This is a genomic window from Amycolatopsis sp. NPDC051102 (genome assembly GCF_040682815.1).
Taxonomy (GTDB): Bacteria; Actinomycetota; Actinomycetes; order Mycobacteriales; family Pseudonocardiaceae; genus Amycolatopsis.
The window spans coordinates 1,258,070-1,272,643 of the sequence record NZ_JBFBBT010000001.1; the positions used below are offsets into that span (position 1 = coordinate 1,258,070).

Genomic DNA, 14,574 nt, shown 5'->3' on the forward strand with positions numbered 1-14,574 from the left:
CCCGCCGCCCACAGCTTATTGGGTCGACGCCTGTGGCGTGTTGTGGTGTGACAATTCAAACCCACCCACCCACCCCACCCCCCACCACGGTGGCGGGTGCTCCCAGATGGTCGCGGACGGCGGCGATCACCTTCTCCGTCTGGGCCCGCAAGGCAGCCAGCCCGGCTTCCTCGTCGGCCGAACCGACGTAACCCGCCGGGTCCGCGCGGACCCCCTGCTTCCACACCGCGGTGAGCCGCTGCGTCGCCGCGATGTCCTCGTCCGGGCGGCCGTCGACCAGGACGAGGTCGGCGCGCAACCCGGAGCGGATCCGGCCGCGGTCGGCCAGCCCGAACGCGTCCGCGGGACGGGCCGTCGCCGCGGTCAGCGCGGCCGCCGGCGCAAGCCCTGCGGCCACGAGGTGTCCCAGCTCGCGATGCAGGGTCGCGCCGTGCACGGTTCCCGGGTTGGGGGCGTCCGTCCCGGCGAGCAGCGGCACGCCGGCGTCGTGCAGCAGCCGGGCGTTGGCCCGCGCGACCGCGAAGTCCGGCAGCTGCGGCGGCAGCCAGCGCTGCGCCTGCCGTTCCAGAACCGTGCGCCACGCCGGACCCAGCCGGGGCACCAGGGCGGGCTCGTCGAGCAGAGAGCCGCCGGGGAAGCCGTCGGCCACCGACAGCGTCGAGATCACCGCCACGCCCGCCGCGGCGATCGCGTCGGCCTGTGGCGGGGACAGGGCGTCGAAGGGCACGTGCGCGAGCACGTCCACCCCGGTGGGCAGCAGGTCCACGGCGGCGCGCGCGGTCGACACGTGCGCCGCGACGACGAGACCCGCCCGGTGCGCCGCCTCGGCCAGTGCGGCGATCGTCGGCACGTCGAGCGATGGCATCGGCATCGGGCCGCCGATGCCGTCGTCGTAGAGCACCTTGAGGTGCGCCGCGCCCTCGGCGACGCGGCCGGCGACGAACCGCTCGGCGTCCTGCGGGCCCGTCACGTACGGGAAGGGCGCGTACATCATGCTCGGGTGCCCGCCCGGCGCCGTCGCTCCGACGCTGGACGAGCGCACGTCGGCGCAGTCCGGCCCGGCGGCGCGGGTCAGGGCCTCCCGGACGGTGTCCGGTTTGCTGAACATGTCGAGCACGGTCGTGACGCCGAACGTCAGCGCCTGCCGGGGCGCCCCGGGCAGCAGGTGCACGTGGGCGTCGATCAGGCCGGGCAGCAGGGTGCCGCCGCGGGCGTCCACGTGCTCGTCGCCGGGGCGGCGCAGCGTGTCGTCGCCGACCGCGTCGATGCACCCGTCCGTGAGCCGGACGGCGGTGTGGTCGGAGAGGCGCTCGCCGTCGAAGACGCGGGCGCCGGTGATGGTGGTGGTCACAGCGACGACGGTAGAAGTTGACATCGTGTGAAGGTCAATTCCAAGGTGAACGGATGCAGTACTCGATCAGCCAGGTCGCGAAGGCGTCCGGCGTGTCGGCGCGGATGCTCCGCCACTACGACGCGATCGGCCTGCTGACGCCGGCGTCCGTGGCGGCGAACGGTTACCGCTGGTACGGCCGGTTCGAGCTGCTGCGCCTGCAGCGCATCCTGCTGCTGCGCCGGCTCGGCCTCGGCCTCGCCGAAATCGGGGCCGTGCTGGGCGAGCAGGTCGACGAGGCGGCCGCGCTGCGCGGGCACCTGGCCCAGCTCGAGGAGGAGCGGCGCCGGCTCGACCGGGTGATCGCCACCGTCGGGGAGACGATCGCCGATCTCGGCGACGCCCGGATCGACGACCCGGACCGGTTCTTCGCCGGCCTGCGCAAGGACGGCGCCGCCATGCGGCAGACCTACCGCGAGACGTTCGGCGAGGGCGCCGCGGAAGCCTTCGACGTCGCCCAGGCCGCCCAGGAGGGGCTCACCGCCGCGGACTACCGGCACGCCGCCGCCCAGAGCGCGGCGCTGTTCCGGCGGCTGGCCGCCGTCATGCGTTCCGGCGCCGCACCGGAGGATCCCGCCGCGCTCGACGCCGTCGCGGAGCACTACCGGTCGGTGAGCCACTTCTGGCAGCCGACGGCCCCGGCCTACACCGCCATGGGCGGGCTCTACGTCACCGATCCCCGGCAGCGGGAGCTGGCCGCGCAGGCCGACCCGGAGCTGCCGGGCTGGCTGGCGCGGGCCATCGAGGCGTACGCCCGGGTGAGGCTCGTCCCACCGCTCGGGAAGGCCTGACCCGGCAGCCCTTACAGTCGGGGTATGCAGACTTGGTCATCGGTCGACGTGCCCCGCATCCCCGGCACCCCCCGCCCGCTGCGGCTCCACGACACGGCCACCGGGCAGATCCGCCCGACCGCGCCCGGCGCCACCGCCCGGATGTACGTCTGCGGCATCACGCCCTACGACGCGACGCATCTGGGGCACGCCGCGACGTACCTCGCCTTCGACCTGGTGAACCGCATCTGGCGGGACAACGGGCACGACGTCCACTACGTGCAGAACGTCACCGACATCGACGAGCCGCTGCTGGAGCGCGCTGCGCGCGACCAGGACGACTGGGTCGTGCTGGGCATGCGCGAGACGGCGTTGTTCCGCGAGGACATGACGGCGCTGCGCGTACTGCCGCCGAAGCAGTTCGTCGGCGCGGTGGAGAGCATCCCGGAGATCGTCGAGGTCATCGCGAAGCTGCTGGCCAACGGCGCCGCGTACCGCGCGGACGACCCGGAGTTCCCGGACGTCTACTTCGACCACACGGCGACCGGCAAGTTCGGCTACGAGTCGAACTACGACGCCGAGACCATGGCGAAGTACTTCGCCGAGCGCGGCGGCGACCCCGACCGCGCCGGCAAACGCCACCCGCTGGACGCGCTGCTGTGGCGGGTGGCCCGCGAGGGCGAACCGTCGTGGGAGTCCGAGCTCGGCGCCGGCCGCCCGGGCTGGCACATCGAGTGCAGCGCGATCGCGGTCAACCGGCTGGGCCTCGGCTTCGACCTCCAGGGCGGTGGTTCGGACCTCATCTTCCCGCACCACGAGTACAGCGCGGCGCACGCCGAAGCCGTCGCCAAGGACGGCCCGTTCGCCCGCCACTACGTGCACGCCGGGATGATCGGCCTCGACGGCGAGAAGATGTCGAAGTCCCGTGGGAACCTGGTGTTCGTCTCGCGGCTGCGCGCCGACCGGGTCGACCCGGGCGCGATCCGGCTCGCGCTGTTCGCCGGCCACTACCGCGAGGACCGCGCCTGGACGGCCGGGCTGCTGACGGACGCCGAAGCCCGCTTGGCGCGCTGGCGCGAGGCCGTCTCCCTGTCCACCGGGCCGGCGGCGGAGGACACGGTCACGCGGCTGCGCGACCACCTGTCCGACGACCTCGACACGCCGAAGGCCCTGGCGGCGGTCGACGCGTGGGCGAACGAGGCCCTGCGCCGCGACGGCACCGACCCGACGGCCCCGGGCGCGATCCGCGACGCCGTCGACGCCCTCCTCGGCATCGAGCTCTGACCCCGTAAGGGGGCACTTTCACGTGAAAGTGCCCCCCTTCCGGGTGTATAACGACCTATACGGCGACCGGGTGGCCTGCGGTCAGTTCCAGGTGGTCGCCTGACCAGTCCCGGCGCAGCCAGCGGTCGTGGGACGCGATGACGACCGCGCCCGGCGCCGGCTCCAGGGCCGCGAACAGTTCTTCCGCCAGGGTCAGCGAAATGTGGTTCGTCGGCTCGTCGAGCAGGAGCACGTCCGGCGGGTCGGCGAGCAGGATCGCCAGCGCCAGCCGCCGCCGCTGACCGACCGAGAGCGCTCCGACCGGCTGCCGGAGGTCGCGCGACGCCAGCAGGCCCAGCCGGCTCAGCGGGGGAGCGTCCTCGCCGAGCGCGTCCCGGTAGACCCGGGCCGCGGTCCGTTCCGGTCCGGCGAACGCGACGTCCTGCTCCAGCAGCCCGACCCGCACGCCGTGTCCGAAGTGGACCGTCCCGGCCGCCGGCGTGAGCCGCCCGGCCAGCACCGACAACAGCGTCGACTTCCCGGCGCCGTTCCCGCCGGTGACGAGCAGCCGGGCCGAACCGCCGACGTCGAGCCGCGGGAGCGACAGCCGTCCCGGCACCTCGAGCGAACGCACCGAGATCGCCGGGCCGTCACCCGTGACGCGGCCGGTGAGCTCGGCCCGGAACCGCAGCGGCGCCGGGGGTTTGCGCACCTGGTCGCGTTCGAGGTGCTCCAGCCGCTGCTCGGCGTCGCGCACCCGCCGCGAGATCGTCTTCTGGACGCGGGCGCCCTTGAAGGCGTGGATGAACTTGTCGTTGTCGCGCGGGCCGCGGCCGTAGGCGACGTTCCGCGCGGTGACGGCGACGGTTTCCCGCAGCTCCTTCAGTTCCTCCTGCTCCTCGGCGTAGCGCTGCTCCCACCGTGCCCGCTCGGCCTTCTTGTGGCCGAGGTAATCGGTGTAGCTGCCGCCGTAGCGGACCGCGCCGCCGGCCTGGCGGTCGGCCGCGGCCGGGTCGAGGTCGACGATGTCGGTGCAGACGGCGTCGAGGAACACGCGGTCGTGCGAGGACAGCACCACGATCCCGGTCAGCTCGGTGAGGTGGCGTTCCAGGAACTCCATCGCGGTGTCGTCGAGGTGGTTGGTCGGCTCGTCGAGCAGGAGCGTCTCCGGCTGCCGGACCAGCAGCGCGGCCAGGCCGAGCCGCGACCGCTGCCCGCCCGACAGCGTGCCGAGCCGCCGGTCCGGTTCGATGCCGCCGAGGCCGAGCCCGTCGCAGACGAGCTTCGCGCGGCGGTCGGCGTCCCACAGGTCGTGGACCTGGGCCCACTCCAGCACGCGGCCGTACTCGTCGAGCACCGCCGGGTCGTCGGGCCGGGCGGCCATCGCCGTGGTCAGCTCGTCGAGCCGGGCCGTGGCGGCGCGGATCTCGGCGAGGGCGTCGTCGAGGACGTCGGCGAAGATGGCGTCCATGGGATGCGGCAGTTCCTGCAGCAGGAACCCGACGTCCGGGCCGCGCAGCACCTCGCCGGAGCGCGGCTCTTCGAGCCCGGCCAGCAGGCGCAGCAGGGTGGACTTGCCGGTGCCGTTCTCGCCGACCAGGCCGAGCCGCTGCCCGGCCGACGCGGTCAGCGAGACGCCGTCGAGGACGACGCGGGTGCCGTAGCCGAAGACGACGTCCTTGGCCTGCAACGGAAAAAGGGGGGACATGGGTGATCACCGGGCCCTGGGGGAAGAAAGCGGAAATCCCGGCCGGGCGTCGTGGCACGCGGGAGCGTCGGCTCGACCGGGTGCCGCCTCAGGCGGGACGGGCGCAGTTCAGTTCCTCATAGTGGAACCAGGCTAACGCAACACCAGTAGAGTTAGTCAATCGGTTATGGCCTGGGTCACATCCGGCAGGTCGGCCGTCGACCGTTCCGCCGCGGCGGTGCCGTCGGTCAGGAACTCGAGCAGCGCGGTCAGCTGACGGCGGTCGAAGCGGGCGAGGCGCTCGCCGACGAACCGGGCCATCGGCGCGTACAGCTCGGCGAGCTCGGCCATCCGGTCGGGCAGCGGCCGGACCACGAGCCGGCGCCGGTCGGCGGGATCGGGGGCGCGCTCGGCGAGGCGGTGGCGTTCCATCCGGTCGAGCAGCCGGGTGAACGCGCCCGTGCTCATCCCGAGCAGCCGCGCGAGCTCGGTCGGGGAGTCGCTGACGCCGCCGTGAAGCAGGTGCAGGCAGTGCAGCTCGGTCGGGGTGACGGCCATCCGCTCGGCGACCGCGGCGTGGAAGAGCGCGGTCGAGCCCACGAAACGGGGGAGGGCCAGGGCGGCGGCGGTGGCGAGTTCGCGCTGGTCGGGCAACGTCCATCCAAGGTCGGGTGCTGGCGCAGTCACTGCTCGGTGCAGTCACTGCCCCGCGAACGATAGCGAAGCCGGTTGACAAACCCGCAGGCGGGACCAACTATGAAAGAGTACTTTCGAAATAGTTCTTTCAGATTGGACGACCGATGGCCGGGCTGCCGCCGCGCAAGCGGATCGAAGACGTCGAGCTGCTGCGCGCGCTGGCCCACCCGCTGCGGTCGGCGCTGCTGAACCACCTGACCGCCGTCGGCCCGCGCACCGCGAGCGAGTGCGCCGAGGCCGTCGGCTCGACGGCGTCCAACTGCAGCTGGCACCTGCGGCAGCTGGCGCAGTACGGCCTGGTCGAGCGGGCCGAAGGCGAGGACGGCCGCGAACGTCCGTGGCGAGCCCGGCAGGTCGGCCTCGAGATGGGCGAGCTGGCTGACGACCCGGCCCACCGGGCCGCCCAGCTGGGCGTGGTGGGCGCGCAGCTGACCCACGAGCAGGAGCTGACCCAGCGGTACCTGGACTCCCTCGACGACCTCGATCCCGCCTGGCGCGCGGCGGCCGGGCTGTCGACGTACGCCCTGCGCGTCACCCCCGCGGAGCTGACGCGGCTGACCGAAGCGATCGACGCGCTGGTCCGGCCGTACATCGGTGCCATCCGGACCGACGCCCCGGCCGGCGCGAGCTCGGTGCACGTCGGCTTGCGGGCCTTCCCACGCATCGAACACTCGGGGAAGGCGGAGGAATGAAGCAGCTGCTGGGGGTGCCGGCGTTCGCGCGGCTGTGGGTGGCCGCGTTCTTCGGCGAGACGGCCGAGTGGATGCTGCAGGTGGCGCTGCCGATCTTCGTCTTCCAGCGCACCGGCTCCGCCGCGACGACGGCACTGAGCATCGTGCTCGGCCTGCTGCCTGCCGTGCTGCTCAGCCCGGTGGCCGGCGTCGTCGCCGACCGGTGGAACCGGCGCGCGGTGCTGTTCGGCGTCTGCTGCGGCCTGGCCGCCGTGGCCCTCCCGCTGCTGGCCGAGCCCGGCGTCACCGTGGTGTACGCGGTGATGGCCGCCCAGGCGGCGCTGGCGTCGGTGTTCGAACCCGCGCGCAACGCGCTCGTGCCGGAGCTCGTCGGCGTCGCGGATGTGACCGCGGCGAACGGCCTGATGAGCGTGAACGGCAGCGTCGCCCGGCTGGCCGGCGGCTGGGCCGGCGGGGCGCTGCTGGGCTTCGGCGGCCTCGCCGACGTCGTCACCGGCTACCTGGCCGTCCTCGCGGTCGCCGCGGGCCTGCTGGCCAAGCCGTTCCGCCGGACGGCCGCCCCGGCGCTCGCGGCCGCGCGGGAACCGGTGGTGCGGGCCTGGCTCGACGGCCTGTGTGAGCTGACAGGTAACCGGCGCTTGCGGCGCACCGGCGTCGCGTTGGTGTGCACGTCGCTGGCGCAGGGCATGTTCCTGGTGCTGTTCGTGGTCTACGTCCTGGACGTGCTCGGCGGCAGCGAAGCCGACGCGGGCCTGCTGCGGGGCGTGCAGGCGCTCGGCGGGCTGGCCGCCGGGTTCGCCCTGGCCACCGTGGCGCGGCGGGTCGCGCCGGCCGCCCTGCTGGGCTGGGGTGCCCTCGCGCTGGGCCTGCTGTCCGCCGTGATCTGGAACCTTTCGCCGGTCACGACGGCGTTGGGGGTGTACGTCGGGTTGTTCGTCGTGGCCGGGGCGCCGGGCGTGGTCGTCGGTGCGGGGGTGCTGTCGGAGATCCAGAGCGTGGTCGCGCCCGAGCGCGCCGGGCGGGTGCTGAGCACGACGTTCGCCGTGGTGGCCAGCTGCTCGACCGCCGGTGCGCTGCTGGCGGGCACGCTGGTGGCGACGACCGGGCCGGCGGTGCTGCGGAACGTCCAGGCCGGCAGCTACGTCCTCGCCGGCGTGCTGATGCTGGCCCGGAAACGCAGGTTTCGCGTAGCTTCCTCGCCCGCGGTGGTTACGGTGGAGGGGTGCCGCACCTCTTCGCCACCAGCGACCTCCACGTGACCCACGAGGGCAACGGCCCGATCCTCGACTCGGTCGTCCCGGAAACCCCCGAAGACTGGCTGCTCGTCGCCGGCGACGTCGCCGAGCTGGCCGAAGCGACCATCGGGACGCTGAAGACCCTGCGCAGCCGGTTCGCGAAGGTCGTCTGGGTGCCGGGCAACCACGAGCTGTGGACGACGAAGAACGACGAGTGCCAGCTGCGGGGCCAGGCCCGGTACGAATACCTCGTGGAGCAGTGCCGCGAGATCGACGTGCTCACCCCCGAGGACGAGTTCCCGGTCTGGCGGCACGGTTCGCGGCCGCTGACGATCGCGCCGCTGTTCCTGCTCTACGACTACAGCTGGCGGACGCCGGACGCCGAGGGCAAGTCCCTGGAGGAGGCCCTGCGGCAGGCCCGCGAGGCCGGGGTGGTCTGCACGGACGAGTACTTCCTGTACCCGGACCCGTACCCGAGCCGCCAGGCGTGGTGCGAGGACCGGCTGAAGCTCAGCACCGAACGCCTCGACGCGATCCCGGCGGACCACGGCACCATCCTGATGTCGCACTGGCCGCTGCACCGGCACCCGACGGCCCCGCTGTACTGGCCGGAGTTCGCGCTGTGGTGCGGCACGACGAAGACCGAGGACTGGCACGTCCGCTACCGCGCGGAGATCGCGGTCTACGGCCACCTGCACATCCCGCGCAGCACCGAGGCCGACGGCGTCCGGTTCGAGGAGGTCTCGCTGGGCTACCCGCGCGAATGGCGGAAGCGGGCGCGGGGCGCGGTGCCGATGCGCCGGCTCCTCTGGCCGTCATGATCCCGCGCGACGCCGTTCCCTGAGCGCGCGCACCCGGCCGCGGCTGGCGCAGGCCGGGGACGGGCACCAGCGACGCCGTCCACCCGGATCGGCGAAGACACCCCGGCAGTCCTGCTCGGGGCAGGCTCGCAGGTCGTGCCGCAGGGGACCGGTGAGCCAGTCCGCGGCCTGGTGCGCCAGCCGGGCGAAGGCGGCGGCCGCGGTCGGCGGGGCGCTCCGGTGCAGCCGGTCGAGCGCGGCCAGGTGCACCGGTTCGGTCCCGAGGAAGGCCGTCAGCGGGCTCACCTGGTCGGCTTTCGGCGGAATTCCGTCGACCGCACCCAGGGCGAGTTCGCGCAGGACCTCGCGGAGCCGGTGGGCTGTGCGCAGGTCGTCGTGCGTGACGGGGGTGAGCGGGGTCAGCTCGACCCGGGCCAGCCAGTCGCGCAGCCGCTCGGTCGTCGGGATCCGTTCGACCGGCTGCGGCCCGAAGTGGCGGCCGCGGGTGGCCAGGAGGTTCAGCCAGGGTGCGCCCATGTCGAGGCGGAAGTCTTCGGACACCTCGCCATCGTAACGGTTGAGGCGTTACACTCGGCCGCGTGACTGGGGAACCCAAGGTCCGCACGGTGCTGGGGGACATCGATCCGGCCGAGCTCGGCGTGACGGACTCGCACGACCACCTGTTCTTCGCCTCGAAGCTGCTGCCTGGCCAGGAGCTGGACGACCCGACCGCCGCCGCCCACGCGCTCCTCGAGTTCAGGACGCGGGGCGGCGCGGCGCTCGTCCAGTGGACGCCGTACGGACTGACCCGGCGGACCCGCGAACTGGCCTGGATCTCGAAGGAGGTCGGGGTGCACGTGGTCGCGGCCACCGGGCTGCACCGCGCTGAGCACTACGCGCCGGTGATCCTGGACCGCGTCGTCGACGGCCTGGTCCAGGAGTTCGTCGCCGACCTGACCGAGGGCACCCAGCCCGCCGACCTGCCCGACGAGCCGCGGACGGGCCCGCGCGCCGGGCTGGTCAAGGTGGCCGGCGCCTTCCACACGATCGATTCGCACGCCCGGCTGACGATGACCGCCGCCGCGGTCGCCCACCAGGAGACCGGCGCCCCGATCGCCGTGCACCTCGAACTCGGCACGGCGGCCCTGGAGACGGTCGACCTGCTCTGCGGCAAGCTCGATGTTTCACCGGAAAAGGTGATCCTCGGGCACGTCAACCGCAACCCGGACCCGCGGCTGCAGCGGGAGATCGCCGAGACCGGCGTGTTCCTCGGCTTCGACGGCCCGTCGCGGGCCAACCACGCCACCGACTGGCGTCTCTTCGACGGCCTCGAAGCGCTCGTCGAGGCCGGGCACGGCGGGCAGCTGCTGCTGGGCGGCGACACCACGACCGCCGCGGCCCGGTTCCAGCCGGGCGCGTCCTACCTGCTCACGACGCTGGCGCCGCGGCTGACGAAACTGCTCGGCGGCGACGTCGTCACGGCCATGCTGGTGGCGAACCCCGCGCGGGCGTTCGCCACCAGCTGGCTGAAGTAGTGCCTCAGCGCAGGCCGAAGCCTTCCTGCCCGCCCCCGCGGCCGCGTCGGCGCAGGTAGCGCTCGAACTCAGCGGCGATCTTGTCGCCGCTGACGTCCTGCTCCGCGACCTCGCTCTGGGCGTCCCCGCGCTCTTCGAGGCTGCGGACGTACTCGCTGATCTCCTCGTCCTCGTCGGCCATCTCGGTGACCGTGCGCTGCCACTCCTCGGACTGCTCCGGCAGCGCACCCAGCGGGATCTCGACGTCGAGGATGTCCTCCAGCTTGTGCAGCAGCGCCAGCGTGGCCTTCGGGGACGGCGGGTGCGACACGTAGTGCGGCACCGCGGCCCAGATCGACACGGCCGGGATGCCCGCCTGGACGCAGTAGTCCTGCAGGATCCCGACGATGCCGGTCGGGCCCTGGTAGTTGTTCAGGTCGAGCCCGTAGAGCGACGCGGTGTCCTTGTCGTACGCCGTTCCGGTGACCGGGACGGGCCGGGTGTGCGCGGTGTCCGCGAGCAGCGCCCCCAGCGTCACCACCGTCGCGACGTCGAGCTGCTTGATGTGGTCCAGCAGCTCGGCGCAGAAGGCGCGCCAGCGCATGTTCGGCTCGGGGCCCTGCACGAGGACGACGTCCCGGTCGAACCCGTCCGGGCGGCACACCGACAGCGTCGTGGTCGGCCAGTCCACCCGGCGAGTGACGCCGTCCACCATCCGGACGGTCGGGCGGCTGACCTGGAAGTCGTAGTAGTCGTCGGGCTCCAGCTCGGCCAGCGGCGTGGCGTCCCAGTTCAGCTGCAGGTGCTCGACCGCCCGGCTGGCCGCGTCACCTGCGTCGTTCCAGCCTTCGAAGGCGACGACCATCAATGGCCGGTTGGGTTCGGGGCGGTCGCCGGGCGGCCGCGGGGTCTCGTCGACGGGCTCACTCACCGGACCAGCCTACGACCACCGGCCTTACGCTGTTCAGCATGTCCGACCGCCTGTCGTCCCCGTTCCTGACCGCGCTGCGATCCCGCGTCCTGGTGGCCGACGGCGCGATGGGCACCGCCCTGCAGGCCCACGACCTGAGCCTGGACGACTTCGCCGGTCTCGAAGGCTGCAACGAGATCCTCAACGTCACCCGGCCCGACGTGGTCCGCTCGGTCCACCGCGGGTACCTGGAGGCGGGCGCCGACGCCGTCGAGACCAACACTTTCGGGGCCAATTTCGCCAACTTCGCCGAGTACGACATCACCGGGCGGATCTTCGAGCTCGCCGAGGCCGGCGCGCGGCTGGCCCGCGAAACGGCCGACGAGTTCGCGACGCCGGACCGGCCCCGGTTCGTGCTCGGCTCGGTCGGCCCGGGCACCAAGCTGCCCACACTCGGTCACGCGCCGTTCGCCACGCTGCGTGACGCCTACCGCGAGCAGGTCCGCGGCCTGCTGGCCGGCGGCGCCGACGCGGTGATCGTCGAGACCACCCAGGACATCCTGCAGACGAAGGCGTCGATCATCGGCGCGAAGCGGGCGATGGCCGCCGAGGGTCGGCGGGTGCCGATCCTCGCTTCGATCACCGTCGAAACGACCGGCACGATGCTGCTCGGCACCGAGGTCGGCGCCGCCTTGGCCGCGCTGGAGCCGCTCGGCATCGACGTCATCGGGCTCAACTGCGCGACCGGGCCGGCCGAGATGAGCGAGCACCTGCGGCAGCTGGCCAAGCACGCCCGGGTGCCGCTGTCGGTGATGCCGAACGCCGGCCTGCCCGAGCTGGGCCCGGACGGCGCGGTCTACCCGCTCGGCCCGGAAGCGCTGGTCGAGGCGCTGACCGGGTTCGTCCGCGAGTTCGGCGTCGGCCTGGTCGGCGGCTGCTGCGGGACGACCGGCGAGCACATCCGGCAGCTCGCCGCCGCCGTCGCGGACACCGCGCCGGTGCCCCGGCGGCCGCGGCCCGAGCCCGGTGTGTCGTCGCTCTACCAGGCGGTGCCGTTCAAGCAGGACGCCAGCGTGCTGATGATCGGCGAGCGGACCAACGCCAACGGCTCGAAGGCGTTCCGCACCGCGATGCTCGAGGGCCGCTGGGACGACTGCGTCGAGATCGCGCGGGAGCAGACCCGCGACGGCGCCCACCTGCTCGACCTGTGCGTCGACTACGTCGGCCGCGACGGCACCGCGGACATGGCCGAGCTCGCCGGGCGCCTGGCCACGGCCTCGACGCTGCCGATCATGCTCGACTCCACCGAGGTCGCCGTGCTGGAGGCGGGGCTGCAGCGGCTCGGCGGCCGGTGCGCGGTCAACTCCGTCAACTACGAGGACGGCGACGGCCCGGAATCCCGCTTCACCCAGGTCATGGAGCTGGTCAGCGAGTACGGCGCCGCCGTCGTCGCCCTGACCATCGACGAGGAAGGCCAGGCGCGCACCGCGCAGAAGAAGGCCGACATCGCGACCCGGCTCATCGAGGACATCACCGGGAACTGGGGCCTGCGGACCTCCGACGTCATCGTCGACGCCCTCACCTTCACCATCGCCACCGGCCAGGAGGAGTCGCGGCGCGACGGCATCGAAACGATCGAGGCCATCCGCGAGATCAAACGCCGTCACCCCGAGGTCCAGACCACCCTCGGGCTGTCGAACATCTCCTTCGGCCTCAACCCGGCCGCGCGGCAGGTGCTCAACTCCGTGTTCCTGCACGAGTGCGTCCAGGCCGGGCTCGACACCGCGATCGTGCACGCGTCGAAGATCCTCCCGATGGCCCGCATCCCGGACGACCAGCGCGCGATCGCCCTGGACCTCGTCTACGACCGCCGTCGCGAGGGCTACGACCCGCTGCAGGAGCTGATGGCCGTGTTCGAGGGCGTGAGCGCGGCGTCGTCGAAGGCGTCCCGCGCCGAGGAGCTGGCCGCGCTGCCGCTGTTCGAACGCCTCGAACGCCGGATCGTCGACGGCGAGCGCAACGGCCTCACCGCCGACCTCGACGCGGCGCTGCAGCAGCGGCCGGCCCTGGAGATCATCAACGACACGCTGCTGTCCGGGATGAAGACGGTCGGCGAGCTGTTCGGCTCCGGGCAGATGCAGCTGCCGTTCGTGCTGCAGTCGGCGGAGGTGATGAAGGCGGCCGTCGCCCACCTGGAACCGCACATGGAGAAGGGCGACGACTCGGGCAAGGGCCGGATCGTGCTGGCCACCGTGCGCGGCGACGTGCACGACATCGGCAAGAACCTGGTCGACATCATCCTGTCCAACAACGGCTACGACGTGGTCAACCTCGGCATCAAGCAGCCGATCACGACCATCCTCGACGCGGCGTCCGAGCACGGCGCCGACGCGATCGGGATGTCCGGGCTGCTGGTCAAGTCCACGGTGATCATGAAGGAGAACCTCCAGGAGATGAACTCCCGGGGCGTCTCCGCGCGCTGGCCGGTGCTGCTCGGCGGCGCCGCGCTGACCCGGTCCTATGTGGAGAACGACCTCAGCGAGCTGTACCTCGGCGAGGTCCGCTACGCGCGGGACGCCTTCGAGGGGCTGCGGCTGATGGACGCGATCATGGCCGCCAAGCGCGGGGAATCGCCGCTGGTGGACGCCGACGCGGAGCAGAAGCGTCAGGAGCGCAAGGAACGCCGCGAACGCTCGCTGCGGATCGCCGAGGCGCGCAAAGCCCGCAAGGCCGGCGAGGAAGCCCTCGAAGGACCGCCGCCCGCGCGCTCGGACGTCGCCACCGACGTCCCGCTGCCGACGCCGCCGTTCTGGGGTTCGCGGGTGGTCAAGGGCGTCGCGCTCGCCGACTACGCCGCGATGCTCGACGAGCGGGCGACGTTCATGGGGCAGTGGGGGCTCAAGGGCGCCCGCGGCGGGGCCGGGCCGACCTACGACGAACTGGTGGAGTCCGAAGGCCGGCCGCGGCTGCGGTACTGGCTCGACCGGCTGACCGCCGACGGCGTCCTGGCCCACGCGGCCGTCGTCTACGGCTACTTCCCGTGCGTCGCCGAGGGCGACGACCTGGTCGTGCTGACCGAACCGGAACCGGGCGCGCCGGAGCGGGTGCGCTTCACCTTCCCGCGCCAGCGCCGCGACCGGCGGCTCTGCCTGGCCGACTTCTACCGGCCGCGCGAGGCCGGCGAGGTCGACGTCGTGCCGTTCACCATCGTCACCATGGGGCAGCCCATCGCCGACTACGCGAACGAGCTGTTCGCGGCCGACGCCTACCGCGACTACCTCGAGGTGCACGGCCTCGGCGTCCAGCTGACCGAGGCGCTGGCCGAGTACTGGCACTGCCGCATCCGCCAGGAGCTCACCCTGCCCGGCGGTGTGGCGGTCGCCTCAGAGGACCCCGAGGACGTCGAGGACTTCTTCAAGCTCGGCTACCGTGGAGCGAGGTTCTCCCTGGGCTATGGCGCCTGTCCCGACCTCGAAGACCGGGCGAAGATCGTCGCCCTCCTCGAACCGGGCCGGATCGGCGTGAAGCTGTCCGAGGAGTACCAGCTGCACCCCGAGCAGTCGACTGACGCGATCGTCTGCCACCACCCGGAAGCCAAGTACTTCAACACCTGAGGG

At 72.8% G+C, this 14,574-nt stretch carries 12 protein-coding genes; 7 read left to right on the top strand and 5 right to left on the bottom strand.

Going from position 1 to position 14,574, the window contains the following annotated elements; translation table 11 throughout:
- Positions 1-55: 55 nt before the first annotated feature.
- Positions 56-1,351, bottom strand: coding sequence for an amidohydrolase family protein (locus tag AB0M93_RS05275; protein WP_364268585.1), 1,296 nt, complete (start codon positions 1,349-1,351; stop codon positions 56-58).
- Positions 1,352-1,404: 53 nt separating this feature from the next.
- Here AB0M93_RS05275 and AB0M93_RS05280 point away from each other — a divergent pair, with 53 nt between their 5' ends.
- The gene (locus AB0M93_RS05280) at positions 1,405-2,181 is read left to right on the top strand and encodes a MerR family transcriptional regulator (RefSeq protein WP_364268587.1); all 777 of its coding nucleotides are present in this window, start codon (positions 1,405-1,407) and stop codon (positions 2,179-2,181) included.
- Positions 2,182-2,205: 24 nt separating this feature from the next.
- Positions 2,206-3,444: a cysteine--1-D-myo-inosityl 2-amino-2-deoxy-alpha-D-glucopyranoside ligase gene (mshC, locus tag AB0M93_RS05285; RefSeq protein ID WP_364268589.1), complete on the top strand. Its 1,239-nt coding sequence runs from the start codon at positions 2,206-2,208 to the stop codon at positions 3,442-3,444.
- 55 nt (positions 3,445-3,499) lie between these two features.
- On the opposite strand, the gene AB0M93_RS05290 is transcribed toward mshC, so the two are convergent.
- Together AB0M93_RS05290 and AB0M93_RS05295 are read right to left on the bottom strand one after the other, a co-directional pair.
- Positions 3,500-5,131, bottom strand: coding sequence for an ABC-F family ATP-binding cassette domain-containing protein (locus AB0M93_RS05290; protein ID WP_364268591.1), 1,632 nt, complete (start codon positions 5,129-5,131; stop codon positions 3,500-3,502).
- A 156-nt stretch (positions 5,132-5,287) separates the two neighbouring features.
- Positions 5,288-5,764: a MarR family transcriptional regulator gene (locus AB0M93_RS05295; RefSeq protein WP_364268593.1), complete on the bottom strand. Its 477-nt coding sequence runs from the start codon at positions 5,762-5,764 to the stop codon at positions 5,288-5,290.
- A gap of 146 nt (positions 5,765-5,910) precedes the next feature.
- On the opposite strand from AB0M93_RS05295, the gene AB0M93_RS05300 reads away from it, so the two are divergent.
- From AB0M93_RS05300 to AB0M93_RS05310, 3 genes are read left to right on the top strand one after another with little or no spacing between them, the layout of a single operon-like run.
- Positions 5,911-6,498 (top strand): helix-turn-helix domain-containing protein, encoded by a 588-nt coding sequence (locus tag AB0M93_RS05300; protein WP_364268595.1) that lies wholly within the window; start codon positions 5,911-5,913, stop codon positions 6,496-6,498.
- Positions 6,495-7,757 (top strand): MFS transporter, encoded by a 1,263-nt coding sequence (locus AB0M93_RS05305; protein ID WP_364268597.1) that lies wholly within the window; start codon positions 6,495-6,497, stop codon positions 7,755-7,757. Before AB0M93_RS05300 ends, AB0M93_RS05305 begins: the two co-directional genes overlap by 4 nt.
- A complete protein-coding gene (locus AB0M93_RS05310; RefSeq protein ID WP_364268599.1) occupies positions 7,721-8,554 on the top strand; it encodes a metallophosphoesterase in 834 nt (277 codons plus the stop codon). Before AB0M93_RS05305 ends, AB0M93_RS05310 begins: the two co-directional genes overlap by 37 nt.
- On the opposite strand, the gene AB0M93_RS05315 is transcribed toward AB0M93_RS05310, so the two are convergent.
- A complete protein-coding gene (locus AB0M93_RS05315; RefSeq protein ID WP_364268601.1) occupies positions 8,549-9,094 on the bottom strand; it encodes a CGNR zinc finger domain-containing protein in 546 nt (181 codons plus the stop codon). The two genes, AB0M93_RS05310 and AB0M93_RS05315, sit on opposite strands and share 6 nt — an antisense overlap.
- Before the next feature lie 38 nt (positions 9,095-9,132).
- Between AB0M93_RS05315 and AB0M93_RS05320 the strand changes: the two genes are divergently transcribed.
- On the top strand, positions 9,133-10,068 hold the full coding sequence (locus tag AB0M93_RS05320) for a phosphotriesterase (protein WP_364268603.1): 936 nt from the start codon (positions 9,133-9,135) through the stop codon (positions 10,066-10,068).
- Positions 10,069-10,072: 4 nt separating this feature from the next.
- Here the strand turns inward: AB0M93_RS05320 and AB0M93_RS05325 are convergent, their stop codons facing one another.
- Positions 10,073-10,978, bottom strand: coding sequence for a PAC2 family protein (locus tag AB0M93_RS05325; RefSeq protein WP_364268605.1), 906 nt, complete (start codon positions 10,976-10,978; stop codon positions 10,073-10,075).
- A 38-nt stretch (positions 10,979-11,016) separates the two neighbouring features.
- Here AB0M93_RS05325 and metH point away from each other — a divergent pair, with 38 nt between their 5' ends.
- Entirely contained in the window at positions 11,017-14,571 is a 3,555-nt protein-coding gene (metH, locus tag AB0M93_RS05330; protein WP_364268607.1) for a methionine synthase, read from the top strand.
- Positions 14,572-14,574: the final 3 nt, after the last annotated feature.

Excerpts from the sequence above, each read along its gene's own strand:
- AB0M93_RS05280 (WP_364268587.1), top strand. The coding sequence starts at position 1,405 with ATGCAGTACTCGATCAGCCAGGTCGCGAAGGCGTCCGGCGTGTCGGCG.
- mshC (WP_364268589.1), top strand. The coding sequence starts at position 2,206 with ATGCAGACTTGGTCATCGGTCGACGTGCCCCGCATCCCCGGCACCCCC.
- AB0M93_RS05290 (WP_364268591.1), bottom strand. The coding sequence starts at position 5,131 with ATGTCCCCCCTTTTTCCGTTGCAGGCCAAGGACGTCGTCTTCGGCTAC.
- AB0M93_RS05300 (WP_364268595.1), top strand. The coding sequence starts at position 5,911 with ATGGCCGGGCTGCCGCCGCGCAAGCGGATCGAAGACGTCGAGCTGCTG.
- AB0M93_RS05305 (WP_364268597.1), top strand. The coding sequence starts at position 6,495 with ATGAAGCAGCTGCTGGGGGTGCCGGCGTTCGCGCGGCTGTGGGTGGCC.
- metH (WP_364268607.1), top strand. The coding sequence starts at position 11,017 with ATGTCCGACCGCCTGTCGTCCCCGTTCCTGACCGCGCTGCGATCCCGC.